The organism is Streptomyces sp. ISL-100, assembly GCF_018614615.1.
Taxonomy (GTDB): Bacteria; Actinomycetota; Actinomycetes; order Streptomycetales; family Streptomycetaceae; genus Streptomyces.
On sequence record NZ_JAGGOK010000069.1, the window covers coordinates 148,628 to 166,225 of the forward strand.

Annotated in this window: 14 protein-coding genes and 1 pseudogene; 10 read left to right on the top strand and 5 right to left on the bottom strand. The window is 70.6% G+C overall.

Features of this window, described 5'->3' with window-relative positions; genetic code table 11:
• Window positions 1-29: 29 nt before the first annotated feature.
• Window positions 30-308, bottom strand: coding sequence for a hypothetical protein (locus J7E89_RS29605; protein ID WP_214977530.1), 279 nt, complete (start codon window positions 306-308; stop codon window positions 30-32).
• A gap of 33 nt (window positions 309-341) precedes the next feature.
• Window positions 342-1,121, bottom strand: coding sequence for a PspA/IM30 family protein (locus tag J7E89_RS29610; RefSeq protein WP_214977531.1), 780 nt, complete (start codon window positions 1,119-1,121; stop codon window positions 342-344).
• 261 nt (window positions 1,122-1,382) lie between these two features.
• On the opposite strand from J7E89_RS29610, the gene J7E89_RS29615 reads away from it, so the two are divergent.
• The 3 genes from J7E89_RS29615 to J7E89_RS29625 all read left to right on the top strand — a co-directional run bounded on the left by J7E89_RS29615 (window position 1,383) and on the right by J7E89_RS29625 (window position 3,982).
• On the top strand, window positions 1,383-1,982 hold the full coding sequence (locus tag J7E89_RS29615; protein ID WP_214977532.1) for a DUF3043 domain-containing protein: 600 nt from the start codon (window positions 1,383-1,385) through the stop codon (window positions 1,980-1,982).
• A gap of 59 nt (window positions 1,983-2,041) precedes the next feature.
• The gene (locus J7E89_RS29620) at window positions 2,042-2,785 is read left to right on the top strand and encodes a bifunctional 2-polyprenyl-6-hydroxyphenol methylase/3-demethylubiquinol 3-O-methyltransferase UbiG (RefSeq protein WP_214977594.1); all 744 of its coding nucleotides are present in this window, start codon (window positions 2,042-2,044) and stop codon (window positions 2,783-2,785) included.
• A 75-nt stretch (window positions 2,786-2,860) separates the two neighbouring features.
• A complete protein-coding gene (locus tag J7E89_RS29625; protein WP_214977533.1) occupies window positions 2,861-3,982 on the top strand; it encodes a S1C family serine protease in 1,122 nt (373 codons plus the stop codon).
• A 194-nt stretch (window positions 3,983-4,176) separates the two neighbouring features.
• Here the strand turns inward: J7E89_RS29625 and J7E89_RS29630 are convergent, their stop codons facing one another.
• Window positions 4,177-4,386, bottom strand: coding sequence for a hypothetical protein (locus J7E89_RS29630; RefSeq protein WP_214977534.1), 210 nt, complete (start codon window positions 4,384-4,386; stop codon window positions 4,177-4,179).
• A 100-nt stretch (window positions 4,387-4,486) separates the two neighbouring features.
• Between J7E89_RS29630 and J7E89_RS29635 the strand changes: the two genes are divergently transcribed.
• The 3 genes from J7E89_RS29635 to J7E89_RS29645 all read left to right on the top strand — a co-directional run bounded on the left by J7E89_RS29635 (window position 4,487) and on the right by J7E89_RS29645 (window position 8,823).
• Window positions 4,487-5,686, top strand: a complete 1,200-nt coding sequence (locus J7E89_RS29635) for a bifunctional adenosylcobinamide kinase/adenosylcobinamide-phosphate guanylyltransferase (RefSeq protein WP_214977535.1) — start codon at window positions 4,487-4,489, stop codon at window positions 5,684-5,686.
• Window positions 5,687-5,832: 146 nt separating this feature from the next.
• Window positions 5,833-6,954, top strand: coding sequence for a nicotinate-nucleotide--dimethylbenzimidazole phosphoribosyltransferase (cobT, locus tag J7E89_RS29640; RefSeq protein ID WP_214977536.1), 1,122 nt, complete (start codon window positions 5,833-5,835; stop codon window positions 6,952-6,954).
• A 75-nt stretch (window positions 6,955-7,029) separates the two neighbouring features.
• Window positions 7,030-8,823, top strand: a complete 1,794-nt coding sequence (locus J7E89_RS29645; protein ID WP_214977537.1) for a phosphatidylglycerol lysyltransferase domain-containing protein — start codon at window positions 7,030-7,032, stop codon at window positions 8,821-8,823.
• Between the two features lie 631 nt (window positions 8,824-9,454).
• On the opposite strand, the gene J7E89_RS29655 is transcribed toward J7E89_RS29645, so the two are convergent.
• Entirely contained in the window at window positions 9,455-10,285 is an 831-nt protein-coding gene (locus tag J7E89_RS29655; protein ID WP_374196910.1) for a hypothetical protein, read from the bottom strand.
• Window positions 10,286-10,363: 78 nt separating this feature from the next.
• On the opposite strand from J7E89_RS29655, the gene cobS reads away from it, so the two are divergent.
• Both cobS and J7E89_RS29665 read left to right on the top strand, forming a co-directional pair.
• Entirely contained in the window at window positions 10,364-11,146 is a 783-nt protein-coding gene (gene cobS, locus J7E89_RS29660) for an adenosylcobinamide-GDP ribazoletransferase (protein ID WP_214977538.1), read from the top strand.
• Window positions 11,147-11,236: 90 nt separating this feature from the next.
• Window positions 11,237-13,876 carry a hypothetical protein gene (locus tag J7E89_RS29665; RefSeq protein WP_214977539.1) on the top strand — a complete coding sequence of 880 codons (2,640 nt, stop codon included), beginning with the start codon at window positions 11,237-11,239 and terminating at the stop codon, window positions 13,874-13,876.
• A gap of 28 nt (window positions 13,877-13,904) precedes the next feature.
• Here the strand turns inward: J7E89_RS29665 and J7E89_RS41225 are convergent.
• Window positions 13,905-13,994, bottom strand: a pseudogene (locus J7E89_RS41225) (endo alpha-1,4 polygalactosaminidase); the annotation flags it as partial.
• 315 nt (window positions 13,995-14,309) lie between these two features.
• Between J7E89_RS41225 and J7E89_RS29670 the strand changes: the two are divergent.
• Together J7E89_RS29670 and lpdA are read left to right on the top strand one after the other, a co-directional pair.
• On the top strand, window positions 14,310-15,863 hold the full coding sequence (locus J7E89_RS29670; protein ID WP_214977540.1) for a leucyl aminopeptidase: 1,554 nt from the start codon (window positions 14,310-14,312) through the stop codon (window positions 15,861-15,863).
• A 340-nt stretch (window positions 15,864-16,203) separates the two neighbouring features.
• Window positions 16,204-17,592, top strand: coding sequence for a dihydrolipoyl dehydrogenase (gene lpdA / locus J7E89_RS29675; RefSeq protein ID WP_214977541.1), 1,389 nt, complete (start codon window positions 16,204-16,206; stop codon window positions 17,590-17,592).
• Window positions 17,593-17,598 lie beyond the last annotated feature (6 nt).

Below are 17,598 nucleotides of genomic sequence, written 5' to 3' on the forward strand. Positions count from 1 at the left end.
GGGCCGCTGTGCGGACGGTCAGCCGGGGATCAACCGGGGATCAAGCCGTCGCCGGCGAGCATTTCGCGGACCTCTTCCAGCGTCGCGTCCTCGGACGGGAGGATCAGCTCGGACGGTTCGAGGGATTCGTCCGGCAGCGGCTCCCCGAAGCGGCGTACCGCGTCGAGGAGCGCACCGAGCGTCCTCCGGAAGCCGGACTCATCCCCGCTCTCCATTTCGGCGAGCAGTTCGTCGTCCAGCTTGTTCAGCTCGGTGAAGTGGCTGTCGGCCACCTTCACCTGGCCCTCCCCCATGATCCGTACGATCACGACGTGCTCCTTCGCGGAGTGCGGCGGCCCGGACTACTGCTTGTCGAACTTGTGCTGGGTCTGCGGCGCCTGCGTCCCGTCCTGCGAGCCGCCTTCGAGCGCCTGCTGCTGCGCCGCCGGACCGCCCGCCAGCTCGGCCTTCATGCGCTGCAGCTCCAGCTCTACATCTGTACCACCGGAGATGCGGTCCAGCTCGGCGGTGATGTCGTCCTTCGCCATCCCGGTCGGGTCGTCCAGGGCGCCGGACGCCATCAGCTCGTCGATCGCGCCGGCCCGCGCCTGGAGCTGCGCGGTCTTGTCCTCGGCCCGCTGGATCGCCAGGCCGACGTCGCCCATCTCCTCGGAGATGCCCGAGAAGGCCTCGCCGATCCGGGTCTGCGCCTGCGCGGCGGTGTAGGTCGCCTTGATGGTCTCCTTCTTCGTACGGAAGGCGTCGACCTTGGCCTGGAGGCGCTGCGCGGCGAGCGTCAGCTTCTCCTCCTCGCCCTGGAGCGTCTGGTGCTGCGTCTCCAGGTCGGTGACCTGCTGCTGCAACGCGGCACGGCGGGACAGCGCCTCGCGGGCGAGGTCCTCCCGGCCGAGCGCGAGCGCCTTGCGTCCCTGATCCTCCAGCTTGGAGGACTGACCCTGCAGCTGGCTCAGCTGCAGTTCGAGCCGCTTGCGCGACGTCGCCACGTCGGCGACACCGCGACGTACCTTCTGAAGCAGCTCAAGCTGTTTCTGGTACGAGTAATCGAGGGTCTCGCGCGGATCCTCGGCCCGGTCAAGGGCCTTGTTTGCCTTCGCGCGGAAGATCATCCCCATACGCTTCATGACACCGCTCATGGGCTTCGCGCGCCCCCTTCTGACGGACTACGGACTCCAGCTCCAGCACTTGAACCCACACTACGGGCCCTGCATCCATTACCGCACTGTTCGCGGGCCGATGCGCTCCTCCTCCAGGACGACTACCGTCCGCCGGACTCCAGCTCAGGGAGTAGGTGACGGTCGATGACAGTCGGGGAAACGGACCGTTGCGGGATCGTTCCCCTGCGGGCCGGTGTCCATGCGCCGTACCCCGTACCCTTGGTCTTTGTGTTCCGTAGCCGTTCCTCCAAGGAAGAGAAGGCCCCCACCGACAAGGTGCAGGTGGACCTCTCCAAAGCGTCCCGTGATCCGCAGGCCCCGAAGGGCCGCCCCACCCCGAAGCGCGCTGTCGCACAGTCGCAGCGCCGCAACGGGGCGGCGGCTCCGTCGAACCGCAAGGAGGCGATGAAGCGTCAGCGCGAGGCCCGCCGTGCGGACCTGGCAAGGCAGCGGGAGGCACTGGCGAGCGGAGACGAGCGCTTCCTGCCGGTCCGCGACAAGGGCCCCGTCCGTCGCTTCGTGCGCGACTTCGTCGACTCCCGCTTCTGCGTGGCCGAGTTCTTCCTGCCCCTCGCGGTGGTGATCCTCGTCCTCAGCATGGTCCGCGTCAGCAACATCCAGAACATCGCACTGCTGCTGTGGCTCGGTGTGATCGTGATGATCGTCGTCGACTCGATCGGCCTCGTCATCCGGCTCAAGAAGCAGCTCAACGAGCGCTTCCCGAACGAGCCGAAGCGCGGCGCCGTTGCCTACGGCCTGATGCGTACGCTCCAGATGCGCCGCCTGCGCCTGCCGAAGCCCCAGGTCAAGCGCGGGGAACGACCCTGAGCGCTGACATCTCCGGATTCGCGGGTGCTGCGGCCGACTGGCTGAAGGTCACCGGCGGGCTGCGCGACATCGTCCGCCAGGAACTGGTCGCGCGTCAGCTCGACGAGCAGATATCGGCCCGCTTCCCGGTGGGCCGGCGGCTCGCCGTCCTCGACGTCGGCATGGGCCAGGGCACGCAGGCCCTGCGCCTGGCCCGGGCCGGTCACAAGGTGACCGGCCTGGAGTCCGACCCCGACATGCTGGTCGCGGCGCGCGAGGCGCTGGCCGGCGAGCCGGAGGGCATCCGCGAGCGGGTGCGCCTGGTCGAGGGCGACGGCCTGGAGACCGGGGTGCATTTCCTGCCCGGAAGCTTCGACGTGGTGCTGTGCCACGGCGTGCTGATGTACGTCCAGGAGCCCGACGCCATGGTCGCGGGCCTGGCCCGCATGCTGGCGCCCGGCGGCCTGCTTTCCCTCCTGGTACGTAACGCCGACGCGCTCGCGATGCGGCCCGGCCTTGCCGGGGACTGGGCCGGGGCGCTCGCCGCGTTCGACTCGGACGCGTACACCAACCGGCTCGGTCTGCCGGTGCGCGCCGACCGTCTCGACGCCCTGACGGCGACCCTCGCGGGGATCGCCGCCCCGCTGCACGCCTGGTACGGCGTGCGGGTCTTCACCGACAACGTCGAGGGCGACGCGAATGACGCGTCGCGGCTTCCGGCGGAGGAGCTGGACCGGGTGCTCGCCCTGGAGGACCGCGCGAGCCGGACCGATCCCTACCGCCGGGTCGCGGCCTTGCTGCACCTTTGCGGCGTACGGGGCTGAAGCGAGCCCCGGCGACGCCCCTCCGATGGACCCTCCCCACGGGCCTCGAATTCCCCCAAAAGGGACACTCCAGGCATGGACGGATCACCTGACCACGGCCGCAGACCACGCCGCCGGATTCCGCTGCCACTGCCACTTCCACTGCCGCTGACCGCCGCGTCCTGTGCGGTCGTACTGGCGTGTCTGAGCGGGTGTTCCGACTCGGGTGCGGCGTCGGCGCAGGCGCCGCCGTCGATGAAGTCAACGGCGGAGGCGGGCGCGCCCATGGCCGCGCGGCAGGACCTGGAGAGCGACTACCAGAAGGTGATCAGGGACGTGCTGCCCTCGGTCGTCCAGATCGACGCGTCCGAGGGCCTGGGCTCGGGTGTCGTCTACGACGACAAGGGCCATGTCGTCACCAACGCCCATGTGGTCGGCCGGGAGCGAGACTTCAAGGTCACGTCGGCCACGGGCGGCGCCGTGCTCGGCGCGCGGCTGGTCGCCGCCTACCCGGAGCAGGACCTTGCCGTCATCAAGCTGGAGAGAGTCCCGGACGGACTGAGAGCGGCGAGGTTCGCGGACTCGTCCCGGGTCGAGGTGGGGCAGATCGTGCTGGCGATGGGCAGCCCGCTGGGCCTTTCCAGCAGCGTCACGCAGGGCATCGTCTCGGCCGTCGGCAGGACTGTGAGCGAAGGGCGCCCTGGCGGCGGCACGGGCGCGACCATCGCGAACATGGTGCAGACCTCGGCCGCGATCAATCCCGGCAACAGCGGCGGCGCCCTGGTCAACCTCGACAGCGAAGTCATCGGCATCCCGACCCTGGCGGCCACCGACCCCCGCATGGGCGGCAGCGCGGCGCCGGGGATCGGCTTCGCGATCCCGTCCTCGACGGTGAGGACCATCGCCGACCAGATCGTCAGGGACGGCAGAGTCACCCACTCGGGGCGGGCGGCGCTGGACATCACGGGCCGTACGGTCGTGGACGACGACTTCGAACCGTCCGGGGTCGCCGTCGTATCGGCCGAGCCGGGCGGCGCGGCGGCAAGAGCCGGCCTGCGGGCCGGGGACATCATCACCGCGCTCGACGACACCGAGATCACCACGATCACCTCGCTGGCGGAGGCCCTGGGCACACACAAGCCGGGCGACGAGGTACGGGTGAACTACGTACGCGACGACAACAGACGCACGGCGGAAGTCACGCTGGGCGAGCTCTAGGGTGCGGTGCGGCCCTCAGTTCCGGGGCACCACCACCGCGTTCTGCCGGGCGGCTCTCTGCGAATAGCGTCGATTCATCGGCGCAGGCGGGCACGCGGCCCGAGTCCTCGATCGCCGGAGAGGCTCTGCTGGAGCCTCTCCGGCGATCGGGGCGAGCGATCAGGCCGTCATCAGGCCCTCGGGCAGTTGAGCCCTCATGCTTCTTCTGCGTGCAGGTTCATCGGGCCGTAGATCTTCGTGCCGTCGTCGAAGAGCACCACCTGGTCGGCGCCGCCCTCGACCAGGTCCTTCCAGACCTCGCCGATCCACGATTCCGCGTCGCCCTGCGTGGTGAACTCCTCCGGCACCACCGCCGGCTGGACCTCCGTACCGTCGGCCTTCTCGAACCGCCACGTCCACGCCATGTTCGCCTCCCGGGTCCCACCCGTGCTTTTGTCCAGCACAGCCTGCCCCGCAGAGTAGCCGGGCGCGCATCACCGGCGGGGACGCGGGAGGATCGTCCTCGTGGAACTGACTCTCCTCGGCACCGGGGCCCCGGCAGGCCTGCCCCGCCCCGACTGCCCCTGCGCCTCGTGCGCCACCGCCCGCGGCGGGCTGGCCAGGGCGGCGACCGCGCTGCTCGTGGACGACGCGCTGCTGCTCGATCTGACGCCGGGGGCCGCGCTGGCCGCCGCCCGTGCCGGGCACTCGCTCACCGGCGTACGGCAGGTGCTGCTGACGCACCCGCACGACGGGCCGCCGATGGAGCTGCCGGCCGGGCTGCCGGCGGCCGGGCGGGTGCCGGACGGGCGGGTGCTGACGCTGATCAGCGGGCACCGGGTGCGGGCCGTCCCGATGGATTCGCCCGGCACGGGGTACGAGGTGACCTCGCCCGAGGGCGAGCTGCTGCTGTACCTGCCGCCGGGCGGGGGTCCGGCCGGGGGGACCCCGGACGGCCGTACGTACGACATGGTCGTCGCCGACATCACGGGCCGGCCGGACGCGCTGGCGCGGCTGCGGGCGGCGGGGGCGGTGGGTGCGACGACGGACGTCATCGCCGTACACCTGGATCACGACGTGCCGCCCGGCCCCGAGCTGGAGCGGCGGATCGCGGCGGCGGGTGCGCGGGCTGTGCCGGACGGCACGACTGTGGTGGTGGGGGAATACCACGCGGTGCCCGACGTTCTGCGGCGGACCTTGGTGCTGGGCGGGGCGCGGTCGGGCAAGTCGGTGGAGGCCGAGCGGCGCCTGGAGACGTTTCCCGAGGTCGTGTACGTCGCCACGAGCGGCACGCGGGAAGGTGACGGGGAGTGGGCGGAGCGGGTCGGTCTGCACCGGGACCGCCGGCCGGGCGCCTGGCGTACGGAGGAGACGTGCGAGCTGGCTCCGCTGCTGGCGGCCGACGGGCCGCCGCTGCTGATCGACTGCCTGGCGCTGTGGCTGACCGACGCGATGGACCGGGTCGGGGCGTGGGACGACGCGAAGTGGGCGGCGGACGGGCGGCGGGCGCTGGGGGAACGGGTGGCGGAGCTGGTGGCGGCGGTGCGGGCGACTCGGCGGACGGTGGTGGCGGTGAGCAACGAGGTCGGCTCGGGGGTTGTGCCGGCTACGGCGAGCGGGCGGCGGTTCCGGGACGAACTTGGGCGGCTGAACGCGGCGTTCGCGGGTGAGTGCGAGCAGGTGTTGATGGTTGTGGCGGGGCAGACGATTGTGCTGCGGGGGTGAGGGCGGTTCCCTTCCCCCGCCCCGGCCCAGACCCCGGACGCCCTCCGGGCGGGCTGGTTTGCGGTGCGGCGCGGGGCGGGGAGCGTCCCGCAGGGAGGCCGTACCCCTGACTGGGCGTCAGGTAGTGTGCCGGTACTGTTCGGCGAATGAGCTCGCTTAACCTCGACGACTTCTCCGACCTGATCGAGCGCCCCGACGGCGGCGTACGGCGCGATGCCGAAGAACGCCGGGAGCGGCTGATCGTGCCGCCCGGCGCGCTCGGCCGGCTCGACGAGCTGGGTGAGTGGCTGTCGGCCGCACAGGCGTCCGTACGGGTCAAGCCCATCGAGCGGCCCCGTGTCGTTCTCTTCGCCGGTGATCACGGCGTCGCCGAGTTGGGGGTCTCCGCCCGTCCCGCCGGCGGCGCCCACCGGCTGGTGCGTTCCGTGCTGGACGGTGAGAGCCCCGTCGCCGTGCTCGCCCGCCGTGCCGGCGCCACCGTACGGATCGTCGACGCCGGGCTCGACTGCGACCCGGAGCTGCTGCCCGACGACGTCGTACGCCATCGCGTGCGGCGCGGTTCCGGGCGTATCGACGTCGAAGACGCGCTCACGCTCGACGAAGCCGAGCAGGCCGTGCGTCTCGGGATGGCGATCGCCGACGAAGAGGCCGACTCCGGGACCGATCTCGTCGTACTCGGTGACCTGAGTGTCGGCGGCACGACCGCCGCCTCCACCCTCATCGCCGCCCTGTGCGGCACGGACGCCTCCGTCGTCACCGGCCGCGGCGGCGCCCCCATCGACGACCTGGCCTGGATGCGCAAGTGCGCCGCCATCCGCGACGCACTGCGCCGGGCCCGGCCGGTGTTCGGGGACCAGTTGGAGCTGCTGGCCACCGTCGGCGGCGCCGACCTCGCCGCGGCGACCGGTTTCCTGCTGCAGTGCGCAGTGCGGCGTACGCCGGTGATCCTCGACGGCGTGGTGTCCGCGGCCTGCGCCCTGGTGGGCCAGCGCGCCGCTTTCCGGGCGCCGGACTGGTGGCTCGCGGGTCAGGTGAGCGGCGAGCCGGGCCAGGCCAAGGCACTGGACCGGATGGCACTCAACCCTCTGCTCGATCAGGGCGTCACTGTGGGGGAAGGCACTGGGGCATTGCTCGCCCTCCCCCTCGTACAGGCCGCCGCCGCCCTTGCGGCGGAGTTGCCCGAGCGGGCGGCGGACGAGGAAGAGGAAGAGACGGTCGAAGGGGCGGTCGAAGAGACCGTCGGCGAGGCCGGAAACTCAACGGACTGACCGTGTGTGCGGCCGGCCACCGCCGGCCGCTCATCCGCACCTTTCGCGGCACGGTGCCCCATATCATCGCGTTTCATGGGAGAAGTCCGCTTGGCCACCGAAGGCACGAACCGAACGAGCCCGACGAACCGGCGGAACCGGCGCACCCCCCGGTCACGCCGCAGCGCGGCATTCGCCGTCTGGTATCTGCGTATCGTCACGTTCATCAACTTCCTGAGCGCCGTCTGGGTTTCGCTCGGTCAGGATCTGCGACGCCACAACACCGACGACTACTTCACCCCGTACCTGCTGACAGCGGGCTTCGCCTCCGGCGCCTTCACGCTCTTCCTCGCGATCACCATGCGCCGCCGCAAACGCGCCGCCTGGATCCTCAACCTCGTACTCGGCGGGCTCTTCTTCCTGCTCTTCGCCCTTGCGATGCTGTTCCCCGAGGTACGGCAGTACTGGCAGAACTGGGTCTCCCTGGTCCTGACCGGCGCCTTCGTCCTGTCCCTGCTGCTCGGCCGACGCGAGTTCTACGCCAAGGGTGACCGCTCAAACCCCGCCCTGGCCGCCGTCGTCGCCGTCGGCGGGCTGCTGGTCACCTCGCTGATCGCCGCCCTGCTCGTCACGGCCAGCAACACCGCGCCCGACGACACCCGGGCCTCGTTCCTGGACCGCTGGCACTACGGCGTGATGCGGCTGGTGTCTCTGGCCCCCGAAGACGCCCGGTTCGCGGGCATTACCACACCGGGCTGGGTCAACGTCACCATCAACGTCATGAGCACCCTGCTGCTCCTCGCCGTCCTGTACGCCGCCTTCCGCTCACGCAGGACCGTCGAGCCTCTCACCGAGGAGGACGAGGCCGGCCTCCGTACCCTCCTCGACAAGTTCGGCGAGCGCGACTCCCTCGGCTACTTCGCGCTGCGCCGCGAGAAGAGCGCCGTGTGGTCCCCCACCGGCAAGGCCGCCGTCACCTACCGGGTCGTCGGCGGCGTATCGCTCGCGTCCGGCGACCCGATCGGCGATCCGGAAGCCTGGCCGGGCGCCATCGAGCCGTGGCTGGCGGAAGCGCGCGAGCACGGCTGGATTCCCGCCGTGATGGGCGCCGGCGAAGAAGGGGGCACCATCTACGCCCGGCACGGACTGGACGCGCTGGAGCTGGGCGACGAGGCGATCGTCGAGATCGACGAGTTCACCTTGGAAGGGCGTGCGATGCGTACCGTGCGCCAGGCCTACAACCGGGTGAAGCGGGCCGGTTACACCGTCCGCATCCGTCGCCACGAAGACATCCCCGACGACGAGATGGCCGAGCTGCTGGGCAAGGCGGACGACTGGCGCGACGGGGAGACGGAGCGCGGCTTCTCGATGGCACTCGGGCGGCTCGGCGACCCGGCGGACGGGCAGTGCGTCATGCTCGAATGCACCGACGGCGCCGGGGAGCTCAGGGCGGTGCTGAGCTTCGTGCCGTGGGGGCCGCGCGGGCTCTCCCTCGACCTGATGCGGCGCGATCGCGACTCCGAGAACGGGCTGATGGAGTTCATGGTCATCGAGCTGCTCCAGCACGCCAAGGAGATGGGGATCACGCAGGTCTCACTGAACTTCGCGATGTTCAGGTCGGTCTTCGAACGTGGCTCGAAGCTCGGTGCGGGGCCGGTGCTGAGGATGTGGCGCTCGCTGCTCAGCTTCTTCTCGCGCTGGTGGCAGATCGAGTCGCTGTACCGCGCCAACGCCAAGTACCGGCCGATCTGGGAGCCCCGATTCTTGCTCTTCGAGAAGAGCTCCGACCTGCTGCGCATCGGCATCGCGGCGGCCCGCGCCGAGGGCTTCCTCGAAGCGCCCGGCCTGCCCAAGTGGATGCACCGCAAGCACCTGGAGACGAGGCGGTGACGGTGACGACGGCCCTGCGCTTCGCGCGCCGCGAGTGGGGTCCGCTGTACGCCGACGTACGCACCGCACTCGTCGCCCGGACGTGGCGGGCCGTCCCGCTGACGCTCGTGGCGGTCGCTCTTACGGCGCTCTTCCAGGCCGTACAGCACCAGTCCTGGGGCCACGGCCCCGTCCACGACATCGGTTTCGTGCGCGCCGAGGACCCGCTGTGGCTGTCGCTGCTGCGCACGCCGCTGTCGCTGTTCGTGCCCGCGCTCGACCTGCCGGTGTGGGGCGCGCTCGCGCAGGTCCTGCTGGTCTTCGGCGTCGCCGAGATCTGCGTCGGGCGGGCGCGCACGCTGATGGTCGCGTACGTCGCGACGCTCGCCGGGACGCTGTACGCGCGGGCCGGCATCGCGCTCGGCCCCGGCGGCCCGCTCGGGCTGCCCGCCTCCGACGCGCAGGTGGTCGACACCGGCCCTTCCGCGGCGGTCGTCGGCCTCGCCGTCTATGTGTGCCGGCGGTACGGGGCGTACTGGACGGGGGGACTGGTGGTCGTGGCGATGGTGGTCGAGGTGTTCGTCAAGAACAACCTCGCGGGCAAGGAGCATCTGGCGGCGATCGCCGCGGTGCTGGTGCTGTGCGCGCTCGCTCACTTCTCGTCGCGCGTCGGCGCCCGGTCCGGCGTTCCGTCCGCCGTCCCCTTCGCCGTCCCGTCCGGCGTTCCGTCCCGCACCCCTTCCGGCGCCCGGTCCGGCGTCCCGCCGATCACGTCCTGAACCTTGCGGCTGATCCCCGACCAGCGGCGGTCGTGGTGCCAGAGGCGCAGCGCCGCTCCGGCGCGGGCCTTGGGGCGCCGGCGGTAGAGGTGCTTCGCCCATGGGGAGCCGGGCTTCGCCAGCCGGATCGCGCCGACGAGCGCCACGACGGGCACGACCGTGCCGAAGAGGGCCGTGAGGACTTTCCCCTTGCTGAGCGCGACCACCGCGAGGAGGAAGTTGAAGCACACGTTGAGGATGAGTGCGGCGCGGCTCTGCCGCTCGTCCGGCGTCAGCTGGTCCACCCCGAACGGGACGGATCCGATGAGGACCAGTCCCACCACGGCGGCGGTCACGACCACGACCTCCACGCTCTGCCGGCCCTGTTCGCTCCAGTAGACGTCGTCGAGATGGAGGACCAGCGCGAACTCGTCGAGGACCAGACCCGCACCCATCCCGAAGATCACCGCGCACAGCGCCGAACTGACGCCGTGTGCGCTGGTCGCCACCGCCCCGAAGCCGCCGATCGTCATCAGGATCATGCCGGGGACCACGTGGTGGATGTGCAGACCGCCGGGCGAGACGTTCTTGAAGGGGCCGCGGCCCGCCCGGATCAGCCGGGTGATGGTGCGGGTGATCGCGAACGTGAGGACGAAGGACAGCAGTGCCAGCAGCAGCGGGAGCTTTCCCGGCTCAAGGATGTTGCGGTACCACCAGTGACCCATGCCACTCGCTCCCCCTCTGTGTGGTTTTGTGCGCTATGCGCAACCTACCGGCCGTCTCCGGCGACTAGCGTGCGCGCCGTGACCTCTCTTCTCAGCGACGGCATACGTTTCGCCTTCGGCACGCTCACCGTGCTTCCCGTGCGCGTGACCCGGTGGGACCGCGAGGCGGCGCGCGCCGGAATGCTGTGCGCTCCCCTCGCCGGGCTCGTCGTGGGCCTGTGCGCGGCGGCGCTCGGCTGCGTACTCCTGCTGCTCGGCTCGGGGCCGCTGCTCGCCGCCGTGGCCGGCGCAGCCGTACCCGCCGCCCTCACCCGCGGCCTGCACCTCGACGGACTCGCCGATACGGCCGACGGCCTGGGCAGCGGCAAACCGGCCGAAGAGGCGCTGCGCATCATGAAGCAGTCGGACATCGGTCCTTTCGGCGTCATCACGCTGCTGTTCGTGCTGCTTGCCCAGGTCGCGGTGCTTTTCGAGCTGTACGCCGCCGGGTGGGCCCACGGCGCGGTCGGCGCGGCCGTCTCGGCCGTCGCCGCCCGCCTCGCCCTGACACTCGCCTCCCGTACGGGCGTGCCCCCGGCCCGGCCCGACGGGCTGGGCGCGGCGGTCGCGGGCACGGTCTCGGTGCGTACCGCGGTGGCGGTCACCGTCCTGGTGACCGCCACCTGCGCGGGCGTCGCGGGTGCGCTGTTCGGCCCGTACGCCGCCCTGCGTCACGCCGCCGCCGTGTTGGCCGCACTCGCCGCCGCGCAGCTGTTGCTGCGCCACTGCGTGCGCCGCTTCGGCGGGGTCACGGGCGACGTCTTCGGCGGTGTCGCGGAGACCGCGGCGACGGCCGCGCTGGTGGTCCTGATGCTGGGGTGACAGATGAACACCAGTGAAACGTAGGGCAGTTGACTGCCCGTCATCGCAAGGTGCACGCTCTTCCCCCACGGCTGTCGGGGGAGACAGAAGATGCCCGAGTTTCCAGGCTGGGACCAGAGCAGCGAATTCACTGAGGCCTATCGCAAGGCGGTGCGCAGCCGGTCACGGCTGTCCAAACGCGGCCCGAAGCACCCGCCCATCGTGCTGCGGACCGGCGCGGAGGAGGCGCAGCAGGCCCTGGAGGCCCTGGAGCTGGGCCTTCAGCGCTCGTCGAGGGCGCGGGGCACCGTGCCGTGCACTCCGTACGCCCATGTCGACTGGCGCGCGGGCTCCCGGACCGAGCTGATCGCCAAGGTCGCCGAGGAGCTGAAGAAGAACGCTCCCGACGAGGCGGGCAGGCTGCGGCTGCCCGCCTACGACCTGCTCCGATGCGTCGCCGACAACCAGGCGGGCACGGATGCCCAGCTGGCGGACCGGGTGTTCGCCAGGCACCGGGGGCGCGCGACCGCCGTACTGCCGGCCAGGGACACCACGGGCCCCACCATCAACGCGGGGTTCATGACCGTGCCGCTCCGCTCCGTCTGGTCGGTGGCGGAGCGCGTCTACCTCAAGTTCTGGGAGCGCCGCTGGGAATGGCGTCTCGCGCGGCGCAGACGCTACCGCCTGCTGTGGCCGGAGAACTACCGGGGCAAGCGCACGTACGCCGACGCGCTCGTCGAGTTCCACCGGACGTGGGAGGCGGCTGTCCGGCCCGACAGCACTCCGCGGGACATCGACCGGTGGGACGGGCTGCTGATCGCGGCCCTGATGACCGATCTGTACGCTCACGCCCGCCAGGGGCTGCTCCACCCGGGCCGCAGACGCCGCCGCCCGCGCCACGCGCTGCTGCTCAACGGCACGCGGCCGGCGGCCGACGGCGGCGACGGGGGCAGCACGGCCGTAGCGGGCTTCGTCAGGCTGTACGGCGCCCAGCAGCGGCCGAGTCCCAACGCGGCCACGGTGGTGATCGCCGCGCTGCCGGACACGCACGACGCGGCGCCCGGCAGCGGCACGCTGGAGGAGGCGGCGCGCCGGCTCGACCCCGCGAAGGGCGCGATCCCCACGCCCTACGAGGTGCGGCTCCCGCGCCCGGAGCCGGGCGGTCGCAGCGTGACGGTGCTGCCGGTCTGGACACCGTGGGTGCGGCTGCGGCCCGGCGGGGAACTGGCCCTCGAAGCGGGGGCGCTCGCCGTCGCCCTGTGGCTCACCGGACAGCTCGCCTTCGTCCCGTACCTCGGCAGCCCTTTCATGGATACGTACACGCAGTGCCTCACCGGCTCCGACTACGTACAGCAGTCCAAAGCGGCCGCGCCCGCGCTCCCCGCCCAGTACGCCGACGCGCTCAAGATGATCGCCGAGCAGAACAAGATCGCGGAGACCGGGGGGAAGCCCGAGCGGACGGTGACCATCGCCCACGTCCGCGCCTCGGTGGCGCCGAACGCGGCCGAGCGGCAGTCCGGCGCGGCCATCCCCGAACTGCGCGGCCTCGCGCTGGCCCAGCAGTCGCTGCACCGGCTGGCGCCCGCCAACGACAACGGCATATGGGTGCGGATCAAGACGTACGACGCCGGATTGCAGTTCAAGAACGCCCGCAAGGTGGCGGCGCAGATCGTCCGCGAGGCGGAGAAGGACCAGCACCTCATCGGGGTCACGGGATTCACCGAAAGCCGGAAGGAAACGGTCGGAGCGCTGCGCGTGCTCAACTCGGCCCGGATACCCATTGTCAGCTCCACGGCCACGGCGAAAGCCATGGAGGTCGGGCGTTATTACCACGGCGCCGCGCCGAACAACAAGCGGGAGGCGCGGGTCGTGTCGGAGTTCGTGAAGAACGCGAATACGGTGCGTACGGGAGAGAATTCCTGCGCACCCGCGGAAAGCGTTGCCGTGGTGACCGATCCGACCGATGTGTACAGCGACGAACTCGGCAAGGAGTTCGCCATGGCCTTCCCCTCAGCGGGCAGCCGTATCGGCTACATCCCCGGCGGGAACAGCGGAGTCGTCGTACCGAACGAGCCCGACCTCGACATGAAGTTCAGCATGTCGGAGGTGGCGGAAGCGGTGTGCAGCAGGGTCGCGGGAAAGAACAAGACGCTGGTCTACTGGACGTCTCGGGTACGGGAGTTCGACAATTTCCTGGAGACTTATCAGAGCCTCAGTAAATGCGCGAACAAGGACCTCACCGTGATGGGCGGGAACGAGCTCACCAATGCGGCGCTCTCCGGCGGATTCGTGGGGAAGTCCTGGCTGCACCTTTATCACACGGCCCATATGCTGCCCGCCGGACATCCGGACCGCAGCGCGACGGCGAAGGCGTTCAACGACGCTTACACCGAGGAATTCACCGGGTCCGATCTGTGGCTGAACGACGGGCACGCCGCGCTCGCCCATGACGCGGTGCAGGTGCTAGCCCAGGCGACAAGTCAGGCGAACGCGGCGGGTGTCGAACTGACCCGGCCGAATGTGCAGCAGATCATCAACAGCGGCTCGTTCGACCTGGAGGGGGCCAGTGGCCGTCTGCTGTTCGCGGCGGGCTCGCTCCAGCGGCCGCTCAACAAACTGCTGACCGTCCTGCACCACGGGAAGGACGGCTCGGCGCCGGTGCTGATGTGCGGGGACTCCGGGAAGAACATCGATGCCGGGAAGGAGTGGCGGCAGGGCGGTACGTCGTACGACTGCCCCAAGGACGAGTAGGCGCGGCCGGTTGCTCGCATTACTCGCCTTACTCGCAGGGCTCGCGCCACACCCCCAGGTCGTACTTCTTCAGCATCGAGCTGAGCCGCAGCTTGCGCGCCTGGGGGCAGAAGCGGCTCGCTCCCTGCGGAGAATTCGAGGAAGATCTGTGGAAATCATGCAAAGCAAGGTGATAGTCACTTGCCGGATTGCCACGAGTGTGACGCAGGCCTCACTCCGTGCACCGTAAACACGAAAAGGACACCTCTGATGAGTGAAGTGCTCGCTGCTGTGATCGAAGGGGGGAACCGCGCGTAGGCTCATTCCCGGCGCTCAACCGGTCCGGCGGGCCGCCGGGCACCGGGATGCCGGGCCACCGGGATACTGTCGCGCCGGGCACGGCCGGCCCCACCCCATCGGCCGAAGAACTCAACGGAAGCGAGATTTCACCACCGTGACTGCTCTCACTCTCAGCACTTCCGGCGCGGCGGCGCTGCGCGCCGACGCCATCGTCGTCGGCGTGGCGAAGGGCGCCGGCTCCAAGTCCGGGGACTTGGTTGTCGCACCGGGCGCCGAGGCCGTGGACAAGGCGTTCGACGGAAAGCTCGCCTCCGTCCTGAAGACCCTCGGCGCCACGGGCGGCGAGGGCGAGGTGACCAAGCTGCCCGCGCCGTCGGGCTTCAAGTCTCCTGTCGTACTGGCCGTCGGCCTGGGCACGGGCCTGGACAAGGACGACTCGTACAGCGCCGAGTCGCTTCGCCGCGCGGCCGGTGCGGCCGCCCGCGCGCTCAGCGGCTTCAAGAAGGCCGGCTTCGCGCTGCCCGTCGAGGCCGTCGAGGACGCCGCCGCCATCGCCGAGGGCGCGCTGCTCGGTGCGTACTCCTTCACCGCGTACCAGGGTGGGGAGAAGGAGGGGAAGGGCGAGAAGCCCGCAGGCAACGGCCCGAAGCAGCCGCTCGCCGAGATCGCCGTGCTCGGCGGCAAGCCACGCGACAAGGCGTTCAAGGCCGCCGCGGAGCGCGCTCTGGCGCTGACCGAGGAGATCAACCGCGCCCGCGACCTGGTCAACACCCCGCCGAACGACCTCTACCCCGAGTCCTTCGCCGCCGTGGCCGCCGCCGCCGGCAAGGAGCACGGTCTCAAGGTGCAGGTGCTCGACGAGAAGTCGCTCATCAAGGGCGGCTACGGCGGCATCCTCGGCGTCGGCCAGGGCTCGGAGCACGGTCCGCGCCTGGTGAAGCTCGCCTACACCCACCCCAAGGCGGAGAAGACCCTGGCCTTCGTCGGCAAGGGCATCACCTACGACTCGGGCGGCATCTCGCTCAAGCCGGTCGGCCACAACGAGACGATGAAGTGCGACATGGCCGGCGCCGCCGCCGTGTTCGCCGCCGTCATCACGGCCGCCCGCCTGGGCCTGAAGGTCAACGTCACCGGCTGGCTCGCGCTCGCCGAGAACATGCCGTCCGGCAGCGCCACCCGCCCCGGTGACGTGCTGCGCATGTACAGCGGCAAGACCGTCGAGGTGCTCAACACCGACGCCGAGGGCCGTCTCGTGCTGGGTGACGCGCTGACCCGCGCATCCGAGGAGCGGCCGGACGCGATCGTCGACGTGGCGACGCTGACCGGCGCGATGGTGCTGGCGCTCGGCAACCGCACGTTCGCCGTCATGGGCAACGACGAGTCGTTCCGTACCGCCGTCCACGAGATCGCGGAGGAGGCCGGCGAGCAGTCCTGGCCGATGCCGATGCCGGCCGAGCTCCGCAAGGGCATGGAGTCCTCCACCGCCGACATCGCCAACATGGGCGAGCGGATGGGCGGCGGCCTGGTCGCCGGTCTGTTCCTGCAGGAGTTCGTCGGCGACGACATCGCCTGGGCGCACCTGGACATCGCGGGCCCCGCCTTCAACGACGGCGGACCGTTCGGTTACACCCCGAAGGGCGGCACCGGTTCCGCGATCCGCACCCTGGTGGCGCTCGCCGAGCACACCGCCGCGGGCGACCTCGGCTGAGCTGTCGAGGCGGCTTCGTGAGTACGGTCCCGGGCACGCGTCCGGGGCCGTACTCACGCGGGAACGTACGTGGGAACGCATGCCGGAACGTATGTCGGAATACCTACGTCCAATTTCGCCTTCAACGAAATCCGTACATCCGTACGTCGCAGTAACCCTTGGCGAGCGGTCCCAGGACCGTCTCGCACCCTGGCCCCGCGTCCCGCCGTCCGTCGACAAGTGCGAAGATGGGTTCTCGGCAGGACAGGGCCCCCACCACAGGGCCGAATATAAAGCGGCCGATACCAGCCGCCGCCCGGTCGATGACCGGCGACCGGCGCACATGCATGGAGGACGTGACGTGGCGAACGACGCCAGCACCGTTTTCGACCTAGTGATCCTCGGCGGTGGCAGCGGCGGTTACGCCGCGGCACTGCGCGGAGCGCAGCTGGGCCTGGACGTCGCCCTGATCGAGAAGAACAAGCTCGGCGGCACCTGCCTGCACAACGGCTGCATCCCGACGAAGGCTCTGCTCCACGCGGGCGAGGTCGCCGACCAGGCACGCGAGGCCGCGCAGTTCGGCGTCAAGGCCACTTTCGACGGCATCGACATGGCGGGCGTCCACAAGTACAAGGACGACGTGATCTCGGGCCTGTACAAGGGCCTCCAGGGCCTGGTCGCCTCGCGCAAGGTGACGTACATCGAGGGCGAGGGCCGGCTGTCCTCCCCGACGTCCGTCGACGTCAACGGCCAGCGCATCCAGGGCCGCCACGTCCTGCTGGCGACCGGCTCCGTGCCGAAGTCGCTGCCGGGCCTGGACATCGACGGAAACCGCATCATCTCCTCGGACCACGCGCTGGTCCTGGACCGCGTTCCGAAGTCCGCGGTCATCCTCGGCGGCGGCGTCATCGGCGTCGAGTTCGCCTCGGCGTGGAAGTCCTTCGGCACCGACGTCACCGTCGTCGAGGGCCTGAAGCACCTCGTACCGGTCGAGGACGAGAACAGCTCGAAGCTGCTGGAGCGCGCGTTCCGCAAGCGCGGCATCAACTTCTCACTCGGCGCCTTCTTCGAGAAGGCCGAGTACACCGCCGACGGCGTCAAGGTCACCCTGGCCAACGGCAAGGAGTTCGAGGCCGAGGTGCTGCTCGTCGCGATCGGCCGCGGCCCCGTCTCGCAGGGTCTCGGGTACGAGGAGGCCGGCGTCGCGATGGACCGCGGCTACGTCCTCGTCGACGAGTACATGCAGACGAACGTGCCCACCATCTCCGCCGTCGGTGACCTCGTCCCGACGCTCCAGCTCGCGCACGTCGGCTTCGCCGAGGGCATCCTGGTGGCGGAGCGTCTGGCCGGTCTCAAGACCGTTCCGGTCGACTACGACGGTGTGCCGCGCGTGACGTACTGCCACCCCGAGGTCGCTTCCGTCGGCATCACCGAGGCGAAGGCCAAGGAGGTGTACGGCGCGGACAAGGTCGTCGCTCTCAAGTACAACCTCGCGGGCAACGGCAAGAGCAAGATCCTCAAGACCGGTGGCGAGATCAAGCTCGTCCAGGTCAAGGACGGTGCCGTGGTCGGCGTTCACATGGTCGGTGACCGTATGAGCGAGCAGGTCGGCGAGGCTCAGCTGATCTACAACTGGGAGGCGCTGCCGGCCGAGGTCGCGCAGCTCATCCACGCACACCCGACGCAGAGCGAGGCGCTCGGCGAGGCCCACCTGGCCCTGGCCGGCAAGCCGCTCCACTCCCACGACTAGTTCAGT